The following is a 20,553-nucleotide window of genomic DNA, read 5'->3' on the forward strand; positions in this document are numbered from 1 at the left end:
ACTCCCGCCTTTCTTGATCGTTTAGATAAAACCGTTCTCCGCCAGAAACGCTTCCGTTAGCGTTCCCTTTTTGCGAGCCGTTTCAACGCTCCCCGGCATCCGGTGATTCATCAGCTTTTCCATGTATTTGCCCAGAACATCCGCTTCAAGATTCACTTCATCTCCGGCTTTCTTATGCTGAAGAATCGTCTGAGCCAGCGTGTGAGGGATAATGGACACCGTAAAGCTCTGTTCCGTTACCTGCACTAGTGTCAGGCTGATGCCATCAATCGTAATGGAGCCGTGCGGAATCATATACTTCAATATGGAAGGCTCCGAAGGCTCGATTTGAAACACAACGGCGTTCTCTTCCTGGTATCTGTTCGTTATGAGACCCGTTGAATCCACATGGCCCTGAACGATATGGCCGCCAAAGCGCCCTCCCGCAAGCATCGCCCTTTCCAGATTGACCGGGTCCCCGACATGCAGCTTGTGGAGCAACGTACGCCGGAAGGTCTCAGGCATGACATCCACCGTAATCGACGATTCGTCATACTGAACAACCGTTAAACAAACGCCGTTCACAGCAATGCTATCGCCCAAATGCACATCCTCTAGGATTTTCCTGGCACCTATGGTCAGAATCATTGCTTGTCCTTGCCTGGTTATTCTTCTCATGGAGCCTATTTCTTCAATGATGCCCGTAAACATCCGCCACATTCACCTCTCATCCGTATTTCGGATAGCCGGATATACATACATCCTCGCCAAACTGTTGAACCTGAATACGTTCCAGCTGAACTGCGTCCTTCATCTTCTCAAAGCCGGCAAAGTCAAAATTGGACGGCGCGTCGGCGCCCCCGCCTATAATTTTGGGGGCATAGAACAGCAGCACCTTATCAATCAAGCGATTTTCCAGCATGGAGCCGTTCAGTTGTCCCCCGCCTTCGAGCAGGATCGATGCAATTTCTCTCTCGCCCAACAGCTCCATGGCTTTTGGCAAATCAACCTTAGGGCCTTCGCCGCATTCAAGAACCGTCACCCCGGCCGCTTCCAGTGCCCTTCGCTTGGCTGTATCGGCATCTCCCGTTGTCAAGACCAGCGTCTCGGCAGACCGATCCTTGACGACATGGGCATCCAGGGAAATCTTGAGCTTCGAATCGACGATTATACGAGTGGGGTTCAGCGCAGGAACATCCAGTCGGGTCGTCAGCAAAGGATCATCGTTCAACACCGTTCCAACACCCACCATGATGGCTTGATTGCGATGTCTCAGCGTATGGACGAACGACCTCGATTCGGGGTTCGTTATCCACTTGCTGTCCCCTGTCCGCGATGCAATCTTGCCGTCCAACGTGCTTGCCGTCTTCAACGTAACGAACGGCATCTTCGTCACGATATACTTGTTGAACGCTTCGTTTAACGACAGGGCGCGTTCTTGCAGCACGCCTACCGTAACATCAATCCCGTGCCGTCTCAGCCGTTCTACGCCGCTTCCTGCGACAAGCGGGTTCGGATCGGTGCATCCAACGACGACACGCTTCACCCTCTCCTTAATGAGCCGATCGCTGCAGGGAGGCGTCTTGCCGTAATGGCTGCATGGTTCAAGCGTCACATAAGCCGTTGCCCCCTCCGCCTCAGAGCCGGCCATTTGCAGAGCATGAATTTCGGCATGGGGAGTTCCGCGCTTTAGGTGCGATCCCATTCCGATGATGCGTCCGTCCTTAACCAGTACGCAGCCTACTGCGGGATTGATTCCCGTTTGGCCCGAAGCCCCTTCGGCAAGCTGGATAGCCAGCTTCATGTAGAACTCGTCGTTGATCAGCTCCACCGCTGCATCTCCTTTCTTTGTCTCTGGCATGCTATTTCCTTTGCGGACATACAGAAAAGGCCCTCTTTCCTCCATGAGAAAAGGGGCCTGACTTTGATAGGCATACGTAAAAAACGCACAACTAAAGCTATCTACGGCACAGCTAAATAAAGTTAATGAACCGACAGATTTTTTCTTAAATCTGCCATGCGGAAAGAAGCATTTCCTAAGTTGTGAAAATGACTTTCCCCTGTTTCATTAACTGCCGCGACGATAGTTCGCCGTTTGCATTTTTCCTTCTCCCATCCAGACTATACTGTCGGTCTCGGAGTTGCACCGAGTCAGCCGAGCGGCAGCATGAAGCCACTGCGCGGGTCACGGACTAAGTATTGCAGTCAGCTGCAATACATCACCGCCGGTGGGGAATTGCACCCCGCCCCGAAGGAAATTCTTATGAATCTTCAAGCGCCGATGATAACCGACGTTTGTCAGAAATCATAACACCCTGAAACAAAAATTGCAAGACATTACTCGATGAGAGCATGGGTATTCCCATCGGAATTAGGGATTAAACGGCTTATAGGATGAGTTAAAGTGATCCATATCGATGTTTTCCCAGATATTTTTGACTGCAACCTGATCCGGTTTGCTGAATACCAGGAAGGCCGTTGGCAAATATCTCATTCCGTAGCTGCTGGAAGGCTTATTGACGACCTGATTGTCTTTAACGAGCACAGAGGATGAGCCTCCGTCGAGGTTAGCCGCCGTTACCGCTCCTCTGTCGAGCAAAATGTTCTGGACGTCATATAGCGTTGCGCCGATGGAGTAGCCCGGCTGGCGACCGTCAATAACGACGAACATAATGGTTCCGTCCTGCTTCTGGGCCATACAGGTTCTTGGGGCGATCCCCCATCCGTCGGCCTGATTCTTGATCAGCCCTTTTCCGTTGACGATAAATTTGGGCTGGAAGGTCACCGCATCCCTTACCCCCATGCTGAGCAGCTCGGATGGCTTATAGCGTCCTGCCACCATGAGACCGTTCTTGTCAATCCCTACGACATTGACAGGGTCCTCCATGCCTACATCGCTGTACAGGAGCTTCCCTCCGGACATAACAATTCCCGCAGGCTTGAAGCCGTTGCCGTCCCAGTTCGGGTCGTCAAAGGCCCCGCCGTTCACGCCGGCTATTGCCTTCGTCCGCTGAACCATGCTCAATATTTGCTCGCCTTGCCCTACTATGCTTGTCGTGACTACGCGGATCATCTTGGGGTCATGAACATATAAAATATGCCCTTTATAATTTTTCCCCTCTATATCTTCTACTTCCACATTCTTGTTCGCTTTATTCTCCAGATCAATATTGTGCTGGTCCTTGATCTGTGCCATCTCGTCGAATTTCTTCTCGTAGTCCGCAACCCTACGGTTCAGCTCGTCTTCGCCGATCAAATACTTGGCCCAATGCCTATGCTGCGTCGTTATCAGCGTATCGGCCATCATGTAGCGGAGCGTAGAGCCGGAAGCCGTACCGTAGAACCATATCAGCGCCGCAAGAGCTGCGAATATCAACACCAGCAGCGTATAAGCGATTTTGCGGTTCCTTCGCTTCTTGCGGGCATTCTTCCCTGTCGAAGTGCGGTTTTGTTGCAGGGATAAGCCTTGATTGCTATCCAACGTGATAACCTACTTTCATTCTAGTAATCTGAGTTGTCTATTAAACAATACCATGAAAAAAAGCTGAAAATGAACTGGGAATGAAAAGAAATTGGGCTGGAGAGCACGGAAAATGCACGAAAAAAGACCGAAAGCCCTGTAAAAGAGAGCTTCCGGCCTTCATTTCCTGTCGAGAGATTACACTTCGACTACCTTTACGGATTCCATGCGGTCTCTTCCTTGGAATTCGTCAACATGCTCCATACCGGAAACCACTTTTCCGAATACGGTATGCTGACCGTCCAGATGCGGCTGCGGCTGGTAGCAAATATAGAACTGGCTGCCGCCGGTATTGCGTCCGGCATGCGCCATAGCGAGCGTACCGCGTTCATGCTTGTTAGGGTTGATTTCGCAGTTGATTTTGTACCCAGGGCCGCCTGTGCCGGTGCCATGAGGGCATCCGCCTTGCGCTACGAAGCCAGGAATAACGCGGTGGAACACCAGACCGTTGTAAAATCCTTCGTTCGCCAATTTTTCAAAGTTAGCGACCGTATTAGGCGCATCTTTGTCAAACAAATCGATAACGATTTGGTTACCGTTTGCCATAGTAATATGAGCTTGTTTTGCCATTCTATGTACACTCCTTTATTCTTCAATGTGTCCTATTGTACTATAACCAAGCCTCGTTCACAAATCACTTTTTGTTCAAATGCCAAAGAAACCCGCAAAGCGGGGGACTGGCATCAGAGCAGATTCAGGAACTTTGCGTGTGGCCCCGAAAGAATGCCAAAAAAACCGGCTCTCCGTAACTTTCGAGAGCCAGCCGGCTTGAAAACTATACCATTTTGGTCACTTGCTTCATACGCTCAGGAATCATATCGTTGCCAACGATGTTGTCGTAGGATTCGCGTTGAACTACGACGTCCGCTTGGCCGTCTTTCACAAACACGACAGCAGGTCTGCGAATACGGTTATAATTACTGGCCATGGCATAATTGTATGCCCCTGTGCAGGATACGGCCAGAACATCTCCGCTGTTCACCTTAGGCAGTTGAATATCCCAGATGAGCATATCGCCGCTTTCGCAGCATTTACCGGCAATAGATACCAGCTCATCCTCCGGCTCGGTTGCCCGGTTCGCCAGCATCGCCTCGTAACGCGATTCGTACAACGCTTGGCGAGGATTATCCGTCATGCCGCCGTCCACAGCAACATACTTGCGGACTCCAGGGATATCTTTATAAGTACCCACCGTATAAAGTGTCGTTCCCGCTTCGCCGACAATGCTGCGGCCCGGCTCGACCCAAATTTCCGGCGTCGGATAATTGTATTTGCTGAAGTTGGTTTTGATCGAGCTTGTAATGGCTTCAACGTATTTGCTGACCGGCAAAGGAGTGTCCCCTTCAACATAACGGATGCCGAAGCCTCCGCCCAAGTTGACAACGCTGAACACAACGTCCAGCTCATCCCTTACCTTGGCGGCAAAAGCGATCACCTTGTCCACGGCCAGCTGGAAGCCTTCGACCTCGAAGATTTGCGAGCCGATGTGGGAATGAACACCTAACAGCTCGATATTCGGAAGCTGAATCGCTTCTTGAACCGCGCGGTACGCTGAGCCGTTATCCAAATCCAGGCCGAACTTGGAATCGATTTGTCCCGTCGAAATGTACTCGTGAGTATGTGCTTCAACACCGGGAGTAAGACGGAACAGGATGTTTACCTTTTGACGCTTCTCACCCGCAATGGCATTGAGCAAATGTAGTTCGACCATATTGTCAACGACAAAGCAGCCGATCTTGGCATCAATCGCCATTTCGATTTCATGCGGAGATTTATTGTTGCCGTGGAAATGAATGCGTTCGGCCGGGAAACCGGCCTGCAGCGCTGTATACAGCTCACCGTCGGATACGACGTCCAGCGACATTCCTTCCTCTTCCGCAATGCGGCACATCGCCATCACGCAGAACGCCTTGCTCGCGTAAGCCACCTGAAATTTCAGGCCGGACGCGCGGAATGCTTCGACATACTCGCGGCATCTTTGGCGAATCAGCGCTTCGTCCATCACATACAGCGGCGTTCCGAATTTTGCTACGAGATCGGTTGTATCGCAACCGCCGATCTGGAGGTGACCTTTATCATTAATTTTACTGGTTCCATGTAAGTACATTATCGGTTTCCCTCTTCCCCCTGAACATTACTTCTAACTTACCATAATCGAATGCAGGCTGACAATAAGAGAAACTTGTAATTGTCTTTTTGTGCGGTTCGAAGTCGATAACACCGTTAAGATTTCGGCTGCCGGGTATTATCTGTCGTCTGGGTTAAGCTCATCCGGTTCTTCCGCGCCATGAACGGACGACGGACAATAATCTCGTTCAGGGCTTTGAAATTGAACGGTATGAACGGCCACATGTACGGAGCGTTGTAGGATCTCCGCGTCGTCAGGTAGACCAGCATTGCCGTAAACCCGATGACGACACCGGGCACTTTAAATACGGCTGCCAATACGAGCAGCCCCAATCGGCTTAGACGGTTCGCAAGGCTTAACTCATAGCTCGGCGTCGCAAAGGTTCCTACCGCCGCTATGGCCAGGTACAAGATGACCTCGTTCACGAACAGCCCGCTTTTCACCGCTACATCGCCTACCAGTATGGCGGCAACAAGCCCCATCGCCGTAGCCAGCGGGGACGGCGTATGTACGGCCGCCATTCGCATCAGATCAATGCCTAGCTCGGCTATGAGAAACTGGGCCAATAACGGCAGTCTGGCCGTTTTTTGCGGACCGAGAAACTCCAGGCCTGCCGGCTTCAGCTCCGGTGAAGTAACAAGCAGGAACCAGAGCGGCAGCAGGAAGATCGATGCAGCGATCCCGATAAATCGGACCCAACGCAGATAGGTCCCTACGGTCGGCGTCTGTCTGTATTCTTCCGCATGCTGAACATGGTGGAAGAAGGTGGTTGGCAAAATAATGACGCTCGGGGACGTGTCTACAAACACAGCGACATGACCCTCCAGCAGATGAACAGACACAATATCAGGTCTTTCGGAGTAGCGGACCATCGGATAAGGATTCCAGCTCTTACCTACAATCGCTTCCTCAAGCTGCTTTTCGGCAAGGGGAAGTCCGTCAACCTCCACCTTTTGAATTTTATCGCGGATGGATTCGACCAGCGCGGGATCACAGATGTCATCAATATAAGCGAGGCAAATATCCGTGTGCGTTCTTCTCCCTGCGCGCAGCATCTCCAGCTTCAGCTTGGGGTCCCGGATGCGGCGGCGCACCAGGGTAACGTTCGTCAGCAGCGTCTCGACAAAGCCGTCTCTGGCTCCACGCACGACCCTCTCCAGGTCCGGCTCCTCCGTAGTCCGGACAGGGAATGATTTCGCATCCACAATAATCGCTGTGTTCGACCCCTCGAAGAAAAAGCCGCTCGCTCCCATGGATACGTTATCGATCACTTCGCTCAGCTTATCCGTTTCCTTAACCTGGATGTGGGGAATGATGGCATCCATGAACAGCTGTACCGCATCCTGCCCTTTACCGCCGGTGACCTGATGTGAGACGGGGGACTTCGTAATGTCGCCTTCCAAAGTGCGGCTGTGAATTTCCGCGGCCGACATCCGGTCCAATATCATGGTCAGAACCGTATCCTTTGCAAATCCGTTGTAGTAGAATATCCCGGTTTTATGTCCTCCGAATACCATTTTCCGGAAGACGATATCAAAGCTTTGATTCAGGCCGACCTCTTTTTCCAGCAGCTTCTCCAGCCGTCCAAAATCGCTTGGGATATGGTCTTCCTTCGATGAGCCGCCTGCTTTTGAGGGACCTCGATGCTCCGTCTCCGTCTTCTCCGCTTCGTCTTCCATCGCCTCGTGATGGAGCTCCGGCGGCAGCCAGTCATGAGATGAAATAATGTTGCCTTCATGGTCAATTTCAAGCTTCGCCTCTTCACCGGCTTCTTCGCGGCCGGATAATTGTTTAGGCTTAATCGGTATTTTTTTCATATCCTTCAGCTCCCTTTCTCTTATCCCAAAAAATTAAGCCAATCCAGCAAGGAACCCAGTACTTTCCCGAAAATCATAGCCATAAGAAGCCATATCATATACGAGCTCATTCCAATGCGCTTTGCCAAAATAGGAATCACGTTGACCACTTCCGTAAGCGCGCCTGCCAGCATGCCTACAAAGCCGCCGGCGAATAATCCGAACAGCCCTGCAGCCATCGGAAGAAAGGAATAGGACCAGTTAAAGAAATCGGATAATGTGAAAAAGAGGGAGCCCGTAATCACGGAGGCCTCATACCATCGGATAAGATGATAAGTCCTTGTGATTTGCGCCAGTCGTGGAATCACGTCGAGCACGACGAGAAAAGCCACCATCCCGCTGCCTACCGCGATACCGCCCGCCAACCCGATGAACATCTGAAGCGGTGTCGTCCACCACCCGTTCATTTCCGCTCCCTCGCTTCATGGATTTTGGCGTATTCCTCCGCCACGACGTACGTGTTCACATTTTCCTCATACAGGAACATTTCGACTTCCAGAGGACTCGGCTCCTCGTTGAATTTCTTTTTAAAAAGGTGATTAAAAAAGACGATCATTCCGATTCCGATCCCGATGGAATAAGGTATTTGCAATATCAGCGGATGCTGCTCCCATTTGCCCGTCAGCAGCTGATAGATTCGCCGGTGAACCTCGGCCATGCTGACATCGGCGTGAAAGTTCATGATGGCAAGCCCTGACCCCACAAATAAAAGAAGCCAGACCACAATAATCTGGACTATGTTCGGCGGCTTGCGGGATTCATGAATATCGATCAAGCAATGGGGTTCTCCAAAATGCTCAATTTGAAAAAATGGATACAGCTTCCTCACCTTCTCCACGATCAGCATCATATCGATTAATATTTTGTTGCCCTCGTTCTCCTTAGGCTGATGAATCAGCAGATGATTCAAAGGCTCTTCATAATCGCTATCGACCAACAATTGTGCTATCCTGCCAAGGTAGATCGCCTCACCCCGGCGCACGCAAACCCGTTTGCGCAATCGGATATATAAGGTTGGATTGGAGGCAGCACTCATTCCATTCACTCCCTTGTGCATTTATCCCATAGTATGAATAACAATCATCTCTCATAGTCATTTGCCGGCTTGCCAATAATTCACTTCCCCTTCTGCATAAACTTTTGTCATTTATGAAAAAGTAACAATATGACATAACTCTTAATCCCAAGAAAGGGTGCGTAGAAATGGGTAAAATCGCTTTAACGCTCGTAATTATCGGTGCCTTAAACTGGCTGCTTGTCGGTCTGTTCCAATGGGATCTGGTTTCCGCTATCTTCGGGGGAGATATTCATCGAACGTCCTCCGGCATCAGCCGCATTGTATATACGCTGGTAGGCTTATCCGGATTATATTGCTTGAAATATTTATTCCTGGATGAATCCAGAGCGTCATAGAAGGTCATTCATTTTGGGGTTCCCCCAAGTACCTTTGTTCGAAGCCCGGCCTACTTTGCGGGGCATGTTAAAATAAATCACCGTTGCAGCCGGAGACCTGTGTTCAAGTAACACGAGCGATCCGGTTTTTTCTATTGGTTGGATCTCGATCCCGGCACGTAAAAAAGACCAAACAGCCTATTGGGCAATTTGGTCTTTAATGGACTGCAATATTTTTTTCTCAAGCCTTGAAACCTGTACCTGCGAAATTCCGAGCCGGCTTGCGACCTCGGACTGCGTCTGATCCCTGAAATACCGCAGGTAGACGATAAGCCGTTCCCGCTCCGATAAACTGCCTATCGCTTCGTTCAATGCCAGCTTCTCAAACCATTTGTCTTGACCATCATCCGCAATTTGATCCATTAACGTAATCGGATCTCCATCATTTTCGAACACGGTCTCGTGAATGGAAGACAACGGTTTATTCGCTTCTTGCGCGAAGACGACATCCTCAGGAGAAATCTGCAGCTCACTCGCTACCTCGGTAATGGTAGGCAAGCGCCCATTTCGTTTGGACAGCTCATCCTTGGTTTTTCTTATTTTATTCGCCAGCTCCTTCAAGGACCGGCTAACCTTCAGCGTGCCGTCATCACGGAGAAAGCGCTGAATTTCGCCGATGATCATAGGAACCGCATAGGTTGAGAACTTTACATCATAGGATAAATCGAACTTATCTACCGATTTTAACAATCCGATACAGCCAATTTGAAACAGATCCTCGGCTTCATATCCTCGGTTCAAAAAGCGCTGCACAACGGACCAAACCAGACGGATATTGCAGTTTACCAGCGTTTCTCTGGCAAGTGCATCTCCGGATTGACTCAAAGCAATTAACCTTTTGACTTCGGCATCATCCAAATAGCTGTGGGAGGCATGTTTCAAATCGACATCCATAAGATCAGACCCCTAATTGAACAAAGCTTTTTTTGATAAAATTCGCTTTTTCATTTTAATTTTTGTTCCGATCCCGACTTCGGTAGTCACTTCGATCTCATCCATGAAATTTTCCATAATCGTAAAGCCCATTCCCGAGCGTTCCAGCTCAGGTTTGGAGGTAAACAACGGCTGTTTGGCCAATTCCAAATCCTCGATTCCTGCCCCTTGATCCTCAATGGTCAAGTAGACGGTGTCATCCTCCATCTCGGCATGAATCGTGACGATCCCGTCCGGCCGATTGTTGTAGCCATGAATAATGGCATTCGTTACCGCTTCGGAAACGACGGTCTTCAGATCCGTCAGCTCATCCAATGTCGGGTCAAGCTGCGAAACGAAGGAAGCGACGGTAACGCGGGCGAAAGATTCATTCTCAGAGCGGCTAGCAAACTGCAGTTTCATAAAATTTCGTTCACTCATGATACGACCTCCAAACTGGTAAGAGCTTGTCTTTCGTTATCCTGAATAGACAAAATTTTAAATAAACCGGACATTTCAAACAAACGGTATACGGACGGATTGACGTCACAAACTACCATTTTGCCGCCCTTTGCCGTAACTTGCTTGTAGCGGCCAAGAATGACCCCGAGCCCCGAGCTGTCCATGAAGGATAAATCCTTCAAGCTCAGTACGATATGGCTCGTATTGCCCTTCAGCAGAGCTTCCTCCATACGCGTTTTTACGGAATCCGCGGTATGATGGTCCAACTCTCCCTTAAGCCTGACGATCAGCGTTTTGCGATTATGCTCCAGTTCAATATGCAGACTCAAGCTGCTCACTCCTTCCCTTTCATGCACACTCATTTCTACATCGATTTTGTCTTTTCCTGCCCTCCGACAAAACTAGAAGAAATGCGCTAGAAATAGAAGAAATGTGACATATTGCGCTTGAGCCGCACATCTGCCTCTGCAGGCAGCTCCTTAATCAATAAAGAACAAACGTTTGGCGGTACGCTTGGTCAGCACCCATAAGCCCGCTTTCTTAACGTCAACCGGCGAAGTAAGCTCGAACTCCGAGAGCACCTGATCGCCTTTATACACAACAAGCTTACCGACCTGCTGGCCCATGCTGATTGGTGCCTTCAAGTCCTGATTCAGCTGCACCTCGTGGCGGATGCCTTCGGCAGCATCGCCTTTTTTAAGCAGCAGGCTGTAGCGCTGCGTTGCGGTCAACGGAATAACCGGCTGCTCGCCTTTGCTTACTTTAATTTGTCCCAGGGTGTCTCCTTTGTTGACAATCGGCAGGTTTGTGTATTGAGCGAAGGCATAATCGAACAGGCTGGATACTTCCGCATTTCGCGTCTTCGTATTCGGCTCGCCCATCACAACGCTGATGACTCGCAAATTATCTCTTTTGGCCGTAGCCGATAAGCAAAATTTCGCTTCGCCTGTGAAACCCGTTTTCAGACCGTCGGCACCGCTGTAGAACCGGACCAGTTTGTTCGTGTTGACCAGCCAGAAGGGCTTAGGCGTATCCTTGCGCAAGTAGTCCTGATATGCTCCAGTAAACTGTGTAATCTCTTCATGCTTCAATAGTTCTCGCGACATGATGGCGATATCTTGGGCAGAGGAATAATGATTATCCGCCGGGAGGCCGTTACAGTTAACAAAATGAGTGTTTTTCATTCCCAACTGCTGGGCCCGCTCGTTCATCATTTGAACGAAGGCCTGCTCGGAGCCTGCTATCCTCTCCGCCATAGCGACGGAAGCATCGTTACCTGAGGCCATGGCAATCCCCTTCAGCATGTCTTGAACGGTCATTTCTTCTCCCGGTTCAAGAAATATTTGCGAGCCTCCCATAGAAGCCGCATATTCACTGGTGCGAACCTTGTCATCCATCTTGAGCTTTCCATGATCAATCGCTTCCATGATGAGCAGCATCGTCATAATTTTCGTAATACTGGCCGGGGGCAATTTCGCTTCCTTGTTTTTCTCGAAAATGACCGTTCCCGTATCCGCATCGACGGTAATTGCCGACATCGCATTCGGTGCCAAATCAACAGCTTGGGACGGAGCCTTCTTCTCCTCCGCAAACGCCGCAGGCCATGCAAATGACGCCAGCAGCGAGATAGAAACGAACAGTTTGAGTACCTTGTTGAGCATACCTTTCTACCCCTCCAAAAATGTTATATTACTGCTTATCAGTGTTGACTACTTTACCTTGAAATATTCCAATCCGTGGAAAAAGAAAAAGCCGGGATGAATTTCATCCCGGCCTGGAATAGAAAAGAGAGCCGATCTCTCGACTCCCTTAAGCTGTTCTACCTTATTGTACGATAAGCTTGGTTTTCATGTCAGCATGTCCAGGACCGCAAGGAAGCACGCAGTGTACTTCGTAAGTGCCTGGTTTGTCAAACGTAACATCAGCGGATTTCGTGTTATTGTCCAGCTTCACGTTCAATCCTACGATTTCCAACGCATGAAGACCTTCTTTGTTCATCAGAGAAACGGTCACCTTTTCGCCAGCTTTGACTGTATATTCAGGCTTATCGAACTGATAGTTCGAAGCCACGAATTTCAACTGGGGTCCGGCTTTCGCTTCCGCTGCCATTTCCGCTTGACGCTCCGAAATGTTTTGGAACAGCACTCCTGCACCCAGAAGGCAGGCTACAATAAATAAAGTAAACATGATCCACTTTTGCATTTGGAAATATCCCCCTTACAGTTTTACCAACAGACGTATAGCCTTATTGTACATAATGAAACGTGCTTTACCTATTCCTTTTCGAGGGAATCCGGTGAAAAATTTGTGACAATTTATCACATTTCCGTTTCACCAGATTATTCTAACACAAGTTTATGCAAAAACAAAAAGCCCCTCCAAATGCCGTTGGAGCAAGGCTTTCCTCTATCTTATTTGCTTCTTGCCCGAACCCTGTCTCTGCTGTAAAAGCCGATGCCTGGATCTATTTTCTTCGCCTCCTGGGCGTGGAGCTCCCGGATGTCGCGAGTCAATCTGCTGCTGCATGGCAAGCATAAGTGATGCTGGCGGATCGGAGCTCCGCAGCTGTTGCAGGAATAGGTCAGATTAGGAAAATCGGCAACCGATAGCCGATGGTCTTTCATCCACTGCGTGATACGCTGCTGGCTGACACCTGTAGCTTGTCTTAATTGTTCAGTCGTAGCTCTACGGTTATATAGCATAAAACGGTAACAGGCTTCGAACTCATCGTCAATAGACTTGATGCAGTCCATACACATGTTGCGCAGGTTTCTTTGGAACACTCTCCCGCATCCCGGACAATTGGCCACCGCCAAAATACTCATCGCCGCCACTTCCTAACCTTGTATGTAAGTACTTTGTGCCTAGATTATAGCACGAAAGAACTATTTCTCATAGGTCTAAATCCGTGAAAACCGAATTTGGCCCTGTGATACAACCATGTATATGCTCATGAGAGGCATGTCATACTAAAAAAGCTTGTCCATTACAGGAGACAGGCTTGGGAGGTGACGAGGATGTCCGATAAGCAGCAAGGTCATGCAAACCAAAATACAACGACCCGAACCAGCGATAAAGGCTCGAAAAAATCGAACAAACGTTAACACTGAGCAACAATACGTCAAAAAAGACTGCCGCCGACGTTTCGCTTTGTTCAAGCAAACCGTCGACCGGCAGTCTTATTCGTGATGGTCTGAAGATTCTACAGCAGGCTGGTGCTCGGGTATCCAGACATGGAATGTGCTTCCCCGTCCTTCTTCACTCTCGACCTGGATCGCCCCTCCATGCATATCAACAATCGTCTTGGTGATGGATAATCCAAGCCCTGCTCCCCCATATTTGCGTGCCCGGGACGTATCGACGCGGTAGAAGCGATCGAACAAATGAGGAAGATGTTCCTCCGGAATGCCTGAGCCGTTATCTCCTATAGAGAGCCGCACCCCTTGACCCGCACGGGCCAGGCTGATGGTTATATGACCCGTATCGGCATTTGTGTGCTGAACGGCATTATGAAACAAGTTCAAGATGATCTGCTTCATTTTGTCCTGATCAAACATGCATGACGTTTCAGGCTCTACATGCAATGTGACCTCTCTATTCCCCGCCAGCAGACGAAGCTGGGGCTCCATGCTCAGAACCACCTCGTCCAGATGCCCCTCCTCCATCTCCGATGTCGGTGTGCGATCCAGCCGCGCCAGCAGCAGCAGATCCTGCACCAGCTTGTTGATACGCTCCGATTCGGAATACATGCTCTTCAACGCCTTATGCAGCTGCTCAGGCTGATGGATGGCCCCGCGAAGCAGGATTTCGAGAAATCCGTGGATGGACGTTAACGGCGTACGGAGCTCATGCGACGCATCCGCAATAAACCTCCGCATCCGTTCCTTGGCCTCCTTCTCCGCCTCAAACGATGCCTCCAGCCGTTCAAGCATCCGGTTAAAGGAAATGGACAGCCGGTCGATTTCCAGCTGGTTTTGCCGGCTCGGAAGCCGTTCGTCCAGATTGCCTGCATCGATCTTTTCCACTGTACCTACCATTTTGGATAGCGGAACCAATGTCCGCTTGAGCACCGGCAGGAAGGTGAGCAAGCCGAACACGAGGGCCAGGAAGGATAGGCCCATAAAGGTCACCAGTTGCAGCAACAGCACATCCTTCAGCGGAGCCGTTCCCGTATTGACTTGAGCGAGACCGATAAGCTTGCCCCGGTTGACAATCGGCTGCAGAACGACAAGCTGCTCGACTCCGTTCTCGTCGTTGACGATCTTATAGTTAATCCAATGCTTGGAACCCATAGCTTCCTGATATTCCTGCTGGGAAAGCTTCACCGTCGCCCCCGTTTCGGGAGGGTCAACGATCAGCTTATAATTGCCTTCCGTATCGATAAAAGCAACAGAGGAATCCGGAGAAAAGAACAGCAGGCGCATCGGCGGATCCTTCCTTGGCCCCTGCATCTCTTTGTTCATATTCGACCAAGCTTCCCGCGGGATCGTCATTATCTGGCTTTGAATGCTCTCCGCCTTATTTTTATACACGAATTGCTGCATAAACAAATATTGGAAAATTCCGATAAGCAGCAGCAGCCCTGCCAATATCAACAAGGAGCGGGAAAGAAGCTGATATCGCAAAGAACGGGGCGCGAATAATCGGGCCAGCCGTCTTAGAACGTTACGTTTCATGACAGATCCACCCGATATCCGGCACCCCGCAGCGTACGAATCAATCGATGCTCCTTATCGTTCAATTTGTCTCTCAAGGAACGGATATACACTTCCACAATATTTTCTTCCCCGCCGAAATCATAGCCCCACACCTTGTCCAATATTTTACTTTTGCTGAGCACCAGCCCGTGATTAATAACAAGAAAGGATAGAAGCTCATACTCTGTCGGAGATAGCTCCAGTACCCGATTCTCATAGCTGATCTCCTTGCGCCGGTCGTCGATGCGGAACGGACCGATCGCGACCTCCCCGAGCAAATTCGGAAAATGATTGCGAATCCTCGCATGAATGCGCGCCAGCAGCTCCTCGAAGCTGAAGGGCTTCGACATGTAATCATCCGCTCCAAGCGTGAGCCCCTTGACCCGGTCTTCTACCTCCTCCTTCGCCGTCAGCATGATCACCGCAATATTCTCGGTTTTCTTCAGCATCCGGCATACCTCGAAGCCGTCCATGCCGGGCATCATGACATCGAGGATGGCGATATGCGGTTGAAATTGCCTTGCTGCGGTGATCGCCGCAAAGCCGTCCTGAGCGGTTTCAACCTCGAAGCCTTCATTCGTAAGTCCCAGCTCCAAAAATTGAAGTATATTAGGCTCGTCATCAACGAGCAATATTTTGATTCCTTTTAGCTGATTCATTCTCTGATCCCTCCGGATTCCATTGTACACCATTTTATCCTTTGTGCACTCCTATTATCCGGCTTCGATCTGAAAACGATCTGAACGCAAGCTGAACGTCCGCTGAAAATCAAGAATGATTTCATTATAAGCGCTTCCTGGAGCCCGCACCTCTCAGCAAATATTCAGCGGACTCTCACGTTCAATTAAGGTTGCAGGTACATAATGATCCCAAGCTAAGCTCATCACTTGATAACAGCCATATAGGAACGGAGTGAACATGGACAAATGAAGCAGCCTCGGACTCGATTTCAACATATCGATGCGGTCCTTCTTCTCATAGCCGCATTATCCGCTTTCCTGAATATTTTCAATATTTGGAAAGAAAAGTATGTTAACGCCTATTACACCTCAGCCGTGCAGAGCATGCTGCAAAGCTTTCACAATTTCTTTTACGCCTCGTTTGACCCGGCGGGCTATGTAACGGTAGATAAACCTCCGGTTACGTTCTGGATTCAGACGTTAAGCGCAGCTCTATTCGGTCTGCACGGCTGGAGCGTTATTCTTCCTCAGGCTTTGGCAGGCGTAGGCTCGGTACTCCTTCTGTACTGCCTGGTAAAGCCCAGCTTCGGAAAGGGTGCCGCACGCATAAGCGCTCTGGTTATGGCCTGTACCCCTGTCGCAACGGCGGTCGCCAGAACCAATAACGTCGACAGCCTGCTCGTCTTTACACTGCTGGTCGCTGCCTGGATGCTGTTCCGTGCCGTCAGAAGACAGCAGGCCTGGTGGGTCTTGGCCGCATTTGCCGTGATCGGTATCGGCTTTAACATGAAAATGATGCAAGCCTATATGGTGGTTCCAGCCTTCGGCCTGTTTTATCTGCTTGCCTTCAAAGTGAATTGGAAAAAGAAGGCAGCCCTATTGGCGGGAGCAGCGGCTGCCCTGCTTCTCGTGTCCTTGTCATGGCCTGTAATCGTCGACTCGATTCCTAAGGAAGACCGACCTTACATCGGCAGCAGCCAAACCAATTCCGTACTGGAGCTTGCTTTTGGCTATAACGGGATTCAAAGGCTGACCGGAAAAAATCGGGGCAGCACCGGGCCCAGCAATGCCGCTCAAGATCGAAACTTGCTTGAACAGTCTGAGCAGCAATCCGGCAGCCGGTTTGGAAATCCTTCGGTTCCAGGACTAACGAGAGCTGAAGGTTCAGCTGCCATAACACCGAACCAGCCGGAGGCCGGCTCCAATGTATCACAGTCACCGAATCGGATGGACGACTCCAACAGTGCTACTAACCAGAATCAACCTGGTGGCATGATGCGGGATGGAAACGGGAATCGCGGTCAGATGCCGAGTTCGGGTGACGGCGGCGGCAGGCTCCGATCTGGAGGATCTATGGGGGATGGAGGTCCTATGGGAGGCGGCGGACCTGGCGGCGGAGGCATGTTTGGAACCGGCAGCCCGGGTCCGCTTCGCCTATTCCAGTCCGGACTATCCGGACAAATCAGCTGGCTTATTCCTTTAGCCGCCATAGGCTGCGTAGGGCTGCTCGGAAGCATCCGAAGAAAAAGCGGTTTGACACCTCGGCATAAAGAAACAATCTTTTGGCTGGCGTGGCTTATTCCAGGAATGATTTTTTTCAGTATCGCCGGATTTTTCCATCAATATTATCTCATTATGCTGGCTCCTCCGATAGCGGCTCTAACGGGAGCCGGGTGGATTGCCTTATGGAACCTGTATAAAGCCAAATCGGGCTGGACTTCATGGCTTCTTCCCGCTTCCGTGCTGGCCGCTACAGCCCTGGAGGTCGTTATATTGTACGAGAATATCCGCTCCATCCACGCAGCGTGGTTATATGGCGTCGGGACAGCGGGTTTGGCTGCTACCCTGGTCCTCGTGCTGATAAAGCAGCAGCACAAGTCTTACTCTTATTACGCTGCGCTGGCCAGTCTGCTCATCCTGCTTGCCGCACCCTTGTACTGGACGGCGACACCGATTCTATACGGACAAAACAGCAAGCTTCCGGAAGCAGGGCCTCAAGCATCGGGAAGCGGCCGTGGAGGAATGCCGATGGGAGGAGACGATCAGATCAATGCTGGTCTATTGTCCTACGTGACCCGTCATAATACCGGAGAGACCTTCCTGTTCGGCACAACTAACGCAACTACAGCAGCGCCTTATATTATCGAATCCGGTAAAGCAGTCATGGCTATGGGCGGCTATAGCGGCTCTGACCCCATCATGACGGTAGACCGATTGAAGCAAATGGTTGCCGACAAGCAAATCAAATACTTTTTACTGCCGTCTGGAGGCGGATTTGGAGGAGGCACGGGCGGCCAAGGAGGCAGCTCGGAGGTGCTCCAATGGATTAAGGACAATAGTCAGGTGGTACCTTCATCCGAATGGCAAACAGGCGCCTCATCTGACACAGATACTCAATCCTTCAGCAGAAGCAGCAGCTTAACCTTGTATGAAATCAACGTAAACGGATGATAAGGAGGAAGAATGGTATGGATAGCCCCATTCGATATACCATCATTATCCCTGTATATAACGAAGAAGCCGTCATCCACGAGACCTACCGGCGGCTCAAAACGGTCATGAACCGGACCAAAGAAACCTACGAGCTTCTGTTCGTCAATGACGGAAGCCGTGATCAGACGGCCTCCATCCTGCTGGATTACAGCCGGTTCGACCCTTCGGTCAAGCTGATCGATTTTTCCAGAAATTTCGGACATCAAATTGCCATTACAGCAGGAATGGACTACGCCTCCGGGGATGCCGTCGTCATCATTGATGCGGACTTGCAGGATCCTCCGGAGCTGATACCGCAAATGATTTCCAAATGGAAGGAAGGCTACGATGTCGTCTATGCCAAACGTACGAGGCGTAAAGGTGAAACGGTGTTTAAGAGACAGACGGCACGCCTGTTTTACAGACTGCTTAGTGCAGCAACGGACATCTCCATCCCCATTGATACCGGCGACTTCCGGCTGATGGACCGCCGAGTTTGTGAAGAGATGAAGCGAATCCCCGAGAGCAACCGGTTCGTACGGGGGCTGGTCAGCTGGGTCGGCTTCCGCCAGACCGCCATAGAATATGAACGCGATGAACGGCTTGCCGGGGAATCCCACTATCCGCTGAAAAAAATGCTCAAGCTAAGTCTGGACGGCATGACGTCATTTTCCCATAAGCCTTTGAAATTAGCCGGTTATCTGGGATTTCTCTTCTCCTTCTCGGGCTTCATCTATATGCTGTACGTGCTGTATGCCAAGCTGTTTACCGACGCGACCCTCCCCGGCTGGACATCCATTACGATTATTCAGCTCTTCTTTAACGGGTTTATTCTCATCATGCTGGGAATCGTCGGCGAATATATCGGCCGGATCTACGACGAAACCAAAGGCCGTCCCTTGTATATTATTCGCGAAAGCTATGGCCTGGCCAAAAAGGACCGCCATCGCAGCCAACGAGCCGGTGCCGGCTATGAGTAAGCCGATTCAGCGCCTGGTCAAATTCAGTATCGTCGGCTTGATGAATTCCGGCATTGATTTATCCATTTTTGCTGTGCTCAGCTGCTTCGACGCTCATTATTTGATCGCCCAGTGCGTCTCGTTCCTATGCGGTGTGCTGAACAGCTACACCTTCAACCGTTCCTGGACCTTTCAGCGGAAAGGCAAGGCGGATAAAGGAGAATTCACCAAATTTCTATTGCTTAATATCGTCGTCCTGCTCTTTACTTCCTGGGTGCTGTCACTTCTGTACACGGAGGCAGGCCTGTCGCTTCCGGTAAGCAAGCTCATCTCCGCTTTTGCCGGTGCATTCATCAATTTTGCCGGCAGCCGTCTATGGGTATTTCGATTTACCAGAGAAAACAAGGAGGAAATGTTATGAAAATCAGAAAAGCCGTTATTCCTGCCGCCGGTCTTGGCACCCGGTTTCTCCCGGCAACGAAAGCACAGCCCAAAGAAATGCTTCCGATTGTGGATAAGCCTGCGATTCAATATATCGTGGAGGAAGCGGTCCAATCCGGCATTGAAAGCATCATTATCGTGACGGGGCGCAATAAAACATCGATCGAGGACCACTTCGACAAATCCTTCGAATTGGAGCAAACGCTGCAGCAAAAAGGGAAGCTGGACTTGCTTAACGAGGTGCAGCGCATTTCGGAAATGGCGAGCATTCACTATATCCGGCAAAAAGAGCCGCTGGGATTAGGACACGCCATTCTTTGTGCGCATCAATTTATTGGTGATGAACCGTTCGCTGTACTGTTAGGGGACGATATTATGGTGTCCGATACACCTGCCCTGCAGCAGATGATTCATGTATACGAGGCATTCGATGCACAGGTCGTCGGCGTGCAGCAGGTGGATCGGTCCGAGGTCAATAAGTACGGCATTATCGCGCCTGCCAAGCAGCATCGGCAGGTGTATGAAGTAGGCGATCTGGTAGAAAAGCCGGATCCCGGCTCTGCCCCTTCCCATATTGCCATTATGGGGAGATATATATTAAAGCCGTCCATCTTCTCCTATCTTGAAAGCATCGAACGAGGCGCAGGAAATGAATATCAGCTGACGGATGCGCTTCGCGTGGCTTGCAAGCAAGAGCAGCTGCTAGCCTTGGATGTGGCGGCGAACCGTTATGATATCGGCGACAAATTGGGCTATATGAAAGCGATCGCGGAAATCGGCTTGCAGCGCAAGGAGCTGCGGCCGCAGCTGCTTTCCTATCTTCAGCAATTGGTGCAAAGGGAGACGAATAAGGAAGGGTTACAGCTTCGGTACACTCAGGGTTCTATCGAGGTTTTTTAGAGGAAAAAGCGATGTCCGGCTATCATCAGCCTTGCAGGTGCTGCAAGGACATGCCTTCATCTCATACTCGATGAGGTTGAAGGCATTCCTTCGGG

21 protein-coding genes and 1 riboswitch are annotated in these 20,553 nt (G+C 50.4%); of the genes, 5 read left to right on the forward strand and 16 right to left on the reverse strand.

Annotated features, from left to right (window positions below):
• Positions 1-21 precede the first annotated feature (21 nt).
• The 8 genes from ribE to B1728_RS13480 all read right to left on the reverse strand — a co-directional run bounded on the left by ribE (position 22) and on the right by B1728_RS13480 (position 8,519).
• Positions 22-690, reverse strand: a complete 669-nt coding sequence (gene ribE, locus B1728_RS13445; protein WP_079910738.1) for a riboflavin synthase — start codon at positions 688-690, stop codon at positions 22-24.
• Between the two features lie 16 nt (positions 691-706).
• Complete coding sequence (ribD, locus tag B1728_RS13450; protein ID WP_079910739.1) at positions 707-1,840, reverse strand: bifunctional diaminohydroxyphosphoribosylaminopyrimidine deaminase/5-amino-6-(5-phosphoribosylamino)uracil reductase RibD; 1,134 nt, start codon at positions 1,838-1,840, stop codon at positions 707-709.
• 239 nt (positions 1,841-2,079) lie between these two features.
• Positions 2,080-2,239, reverse strand: a riboswitch (FMN riboswitch).
• A gap of 111 nt (positions 2,240-2,350) precedes the next feature.
• Positions 2,351-3,460: a phosphodiester glycosidase family protein gene (locus B1728_RS13455; RefSeq protein WP_483310978.1), complete on the reverse strand. Its 1,110-nt coding sequence runs from the start codon at positions 3,458-3,460 to the stop codon at positions 2,351-2,353.
• 177 nt (positions 3,461-3,637) lie between these two features.
• Positions 3,638-4,069, reverse strand: coding sequence for a peptidylprolyl isomerase (locus tag B1728_RS13460; protein ID WP_079910741.1), 432 nt, complete (start codon positions 4,067-4,069; stop codon positions 3,638-3,640).
• Positions 4,070-4,274: 205 nt separating this feature from the next.
• Positions 4,275-5,606, reverse strand: a complete 1,332-nt coding sequence (gene lysA / locus B1728_RS13465) for a diaminopimelate decarboxylase (RefSeq protein WP_079910742.1) — start codon at positions 5,604-5,606, stop codon at positions 4,275-4,277.
• 116 nt (positions 5,607-5,722) lie between these two features.
• Positions 5,723-7,444 carry a spore germination protein gene (locus tag B1728_RS13470; protein ID WP_079910743.1) on the reverse strand — a complete coding sequence of 574 codons (1,722 nt, stop codon included), beginning with the start codon at positions 7,442-7,444 and terminating at the stop codon, positions 5,723-5,725.
• A 20-nt stretch (positions 7,445-7,464) separates the two neighbouring features.
• A complete protein-coding gene (locus B1728_RS13475; protein WP_079910744.1) occupies positions 7,465-7,890 on the reverse strand; it encodes a stage V sporulation protein AB in 426 nt (141 codons plus the stop codon).
• The gene (locus tag B1728_RS13480) at positions 7,887-8,519 is read right to left on the reverse strand and encodes a stage V sporulation protein AA (protein WP_079910745.1); all 633 of its coding nucleotides are present in this window, start codon (positions 8,517-8,519) and stop codon (positions 7,887-7,889) included. The genes B1728_RS13475 and B1728_RS13480 overlap by 4 nt, the downstream gene beginning before the upstream one ends.
• A 167-nt stretch (positions 8,520-8,686) precedes the next feature.
• On the opposite strand from B1728_RS13480, the gene B1728_RS13485 reads away from it, so the two are divergent.
• Positions 8,687-8,896 (forward strand): DUF378 domain-containing protein, encoded by a 210-nt coding sequence (locus tag B1728_RS13485; protein ID WP_079910746.1) that lies wholly within the window; start codon positions 8,687-8,689, stop codon positions 8,894-8,896.
• A gap of 177 nt (positions 8,897-9,073) precedes the next feature.
• On the opposite strand, the gene sigF is transcribed toward B1728_RS13485, so the two are convergent.
• The 8 genes from sigF to B1728_RS13525 all read right to left on the reverse strand — a co-directional run bounded on the left by sigF (position 9,074) and on the right by B1728_RS13525 (position 15,665).
• The gene (gene sigF / locus B1728_RS13490) at positions 9,074-9,829 is read right to left on the reverse strand and encodes an RNA polymerase sporulation sigma factor SigF (protein WP_079910747.1); all 756 of its coding nucleotides are present in this window, start codon (positions 9,827-9,829) and stop codon (positions 9,074-9,076) included.
• Between the two features lie 12 nt (positions 9,830-9,841).
• Positions 9,842-10,288, reverse strand: a complete 447-nt coding sequence (spoIIAB, locus tag B1728_RS13495) for an anti-sigma F factor (RefSeq protein ID WP_079910748.1) — start codon at positions 10,286-10,288, stop codon at positions 9,842-9,844.
• On the reverse strand, positions 10,285-10,638 hold the full coding sequence (gene spoIIAA / locus B1728_RS13500; protein WP_079911049.1) for an anti-sigma F factor antagonist: 354 nt from the start codon (positions 10,636-10,638) through the stop codon (positions 10,285-10,287). Before spoIIAA ends, spoIIAB begins: the two co-directional genes overlap by 4 nt.
• 150 nt (positions 10,639-10,788) lie before the next feature.
• Positions 10,789-11,970 (reverse strand): D-alanyl-D-alanine carboxypeptidase family protein, encoded by a 1,182-nt coding sequence (locus B1728_RS13505; RefSeq protein ID WP_079910749.1) that lies wholly within the window; start codon positions 11,968-11,970, stop codon positions 10,789-10,791.
• A gap of 163 nt (positions 11,971-12,133) precedes the next feature.
• Positions 12,134-12,511, reverse strand: a complete 378-nt coding sequence (locus tag B1728_RS13510) for a cupredoxin domain-containing protein (protein WP_079910750.1) — start codon at positions 12,509-12,511, stop codon at positions 12,134-12,136.
• A gap of 209 nt (positions 12,512-12,720) precedes the next feature.
• Positions 12,721-13,134, reverse strand: coding sequence for a flagellar protein (locus B1728_RS13515; protein ID WP_079910751.1), 414 nt, complete (start codon positions 13,132-13,134; stop codon positions 12,721-12,723).
• Between the two features lie 354 nt (positions 13,135-13,488).
• Complete coding sequence (locus tag B1728_RS13520; RefSeq protein ID WP_079910752.1) at positions 13,489-14,985, reverse strand: sensor histidine kinase; 1,497 nt, start codon at positions 14,983-14,985, stop codon at positions 13,489-13,491.
• Positions 14,982-15,665, reverse strand: a complete 684-nt coding sequence (locus B1728_RS13525; protein WP_079910753.1) for a response regulator transcription factor — start codon at positions 15,663-15,665, stop codon at positions 14,982-14,984. The genes B1728_RS13520 and B1728_RS13525 overlap by 4 nt, the downstream gene beginning before the upstream one ends.
• Before the next feature lie 267 nt (positions 15,666-15,932).
• On the opposite strand from B1728_RS13525, the gene B1728_RS13530 reads away from it, so the two are divergent.
• Genes B1728_RS13530 through galU form a run of 4 tightly spaced genes read left to right on the forward strand, consistent with a single transcriptional unit; the run spans position 15,933 to position 20,458 of the window.
• A complete protein-coding gene (locus tag B1728_RS13530; RefSeq protein WP_079910754.1) occupies positions 15,933-18,137 on the forward strand; it encodes an ArnT family glycosyltransferase in 2,205 nt (734 codons plus the stop codon).
• Positions 18,138-18,154: 17 nt separating this feature from the next.
• A complete protein-coding gene (locus tag B1728_RS13535) occupies positions 18,155-19,138 on the forward strand; it encodes a glycosyltransferase family 2 protein (RefSeq protein WP_079910755.1) in 984 nt (327 codons plus the stop codon).
• A complete protein-coding gene (locus tag B1728_RS13540; protein ID WP_179136006.1) occupies positions 19,131-19,538 on the forward strand; it encodes a GtrA family protein in 408 nt (135 codons plus the stop codon). The genes B1728_RS13535 and B1728_RS13540 overlap by 8 nt, the downstream gene beginning before the upstream one ends.
• On the forward strand, positions 19,535-20,458 hold the full coding sequence (gene galU / locus B1728_RS13545; RefSeq protein WP_079910757.1) for a UTP--glucose-1-phosphate uridylyltransferase GalU: 924 nt from the start codon (positions 19,535-19,537) through the stop codon (positions 20,456-20,458). Before B1728_RS13540 ends, galU begins: the two co-directional genes overlap by 4 nt.
• Positions 20,459-20,553 lie beyond the last annotated feature (95 nt).

This window comes from Paenibacillus sp. 32352 (assembly GCF_002042965.1).
GTDB classification, from domain to species: domain Bacteria; phylum Bacillota; class Bacilli; order Paenibacillales; family NBRC-103111; genus Paenibacillus_S; species Paenibacillus_S vulneris.

What these genes read in the sequence shown, in the direction of transcription:
- B1728_RS13515 (WP_079910751.1), bottom strand. Translation starts at nt 13,134, where the DNA reads ATGAGTATTTTGGCGGTGGCCAATTGTCCGGGATGCGGGAGAGTGTTC.
- B1728_RS13530 (WP_079910754.1), top strand. Translation starts at nt 15,933, where the DNA reads ATGAAGCAGCCTCGGACTCGATTTCAACATATCGATGCGGTCCTTCTT.
- B1728_RS13525 (WP_079910753.1), bottom strand. Translation starts at nt 15,665, where the DNA reads ATGAATCAGCTAAAAGGAATCAAAATATTGCTCGTTGATGACGAGCCT.
- B1728_RS13535 (WP_079910755.1), top strand. Translation starts at nt 18,155, where the DNA reads ATGGATAGCCCCATTCGATATACCATCATTATCCCTGTATATAACGAA.
- B1728_RS13520 (WP_079910752.1), bottom strand. Translation starts at nt 14,985, where the DNA reads ATGAAACGTAACGTTCTAAGACGGCTGGCCCGATTATTCGCGCCCCGT.
- B1728_RS13540 (WP_179136006.1), top strand. Translation starts at nt 19,131, where the DNA reads ATGAGTAAGCCGATTCAGCGCCTGGTCAAATTCAGTATCGTCGGCTTG.
- ribD (WP_079910739.1), bottom strand. Translation starts at nt 1,840, where the DNA reads ATGCCAGAGACAAAGAAAGGAGATGCAGCGGTGGAGCTGATCAACGAC.
- B1728_RS13480 (WP_079910745.1), bottom strand. Translation starts at nt 8,519, where the DNA reads ATGAGTGCTGCCTCCAATCCAACCTTATATATCCGATTGCGCAAACGG.
- ribE (WP_079910738.1), bottom strand. Translation starts at nt 690, where the DNA reads ATGTTTACGGGCATCATTGAAGAAATAGGCTCCATGAGAAGAATAACC.
- sigF (WP_079910747.1), bottom strand. Translation starts at nt 9,829, where the DNA reads ATGGATGTCGATTTGAAACATGCCTCCCACAGCTATTTGGATGATGCC.
- spoIIAB (WP_079910748.1), bottom strand. Translation starts at nt 10,288, where the DNA reads ATGAGTGAACGAAATTTTATGAAACTGCAGTTTGCTAGCCGCTCTGAG.
- B1728_RS13485 (WP_079910746.1), top strand. Translation starts at nt 8,687, where the DNA reads ATGGGTAAAATCGCTTTAACGCTCGTAATTATCGGTGCCTTAAACTGG.
- B1728_RS13475 (WP_079910744.1), bottom strand. Translation starts at nt 7,890, where the DNA reads ATGAACGGGTGGTGGACGACACCGCTTCAGATGTTCATCGGGTTGGCG.
- B1728_RS13460 (WP_079910741.1), bottom strand. Translation starts at nt 4,069, where the DNA reads ATGGCAAAACAAGCTCATATTACTATGGCAAACGGTAACCAAATCGTT.
- lysA (WP_079910742.1), bottom strand. Translation starts at nt 5,606, where the DNA reads ATGTACTTACATGGAACCAGTAAAATTAATGATAAAGGTCACCTCCAG.
- galU (WP_079910757.1), top strand. Translation starts at nt 19,535, where the DNA reads ATGAAAATCAGAAAAGCCGTTATTCCTGCCGCCGGTCTTGGCACCCGG.
- B1728_RS13510 (WP_079910750.1), bottom strand. Translation starts at nt 12,511, where the DNA reads ATGCAAAAGTGGATCATGTTTACTTTATTTATTGTAGCCTGCCTTCTG.
- B1728_RS13505 (WP_079910749.1), bottom strand. Translation starts at nt 11,970, where the DNA reads ATGCTCAACAAGGTACTCAAACTGTTCGTTTCTATCTCGCTGCTGGCG.
- B1728_RS13470 (WP_079910743.1), bottom strand. Translation starts at nt 7,444, where the DNA reads ATGAAAAAAATACCGATTAAGCCTAAACAATTATCCGGCCGCGAAGAA.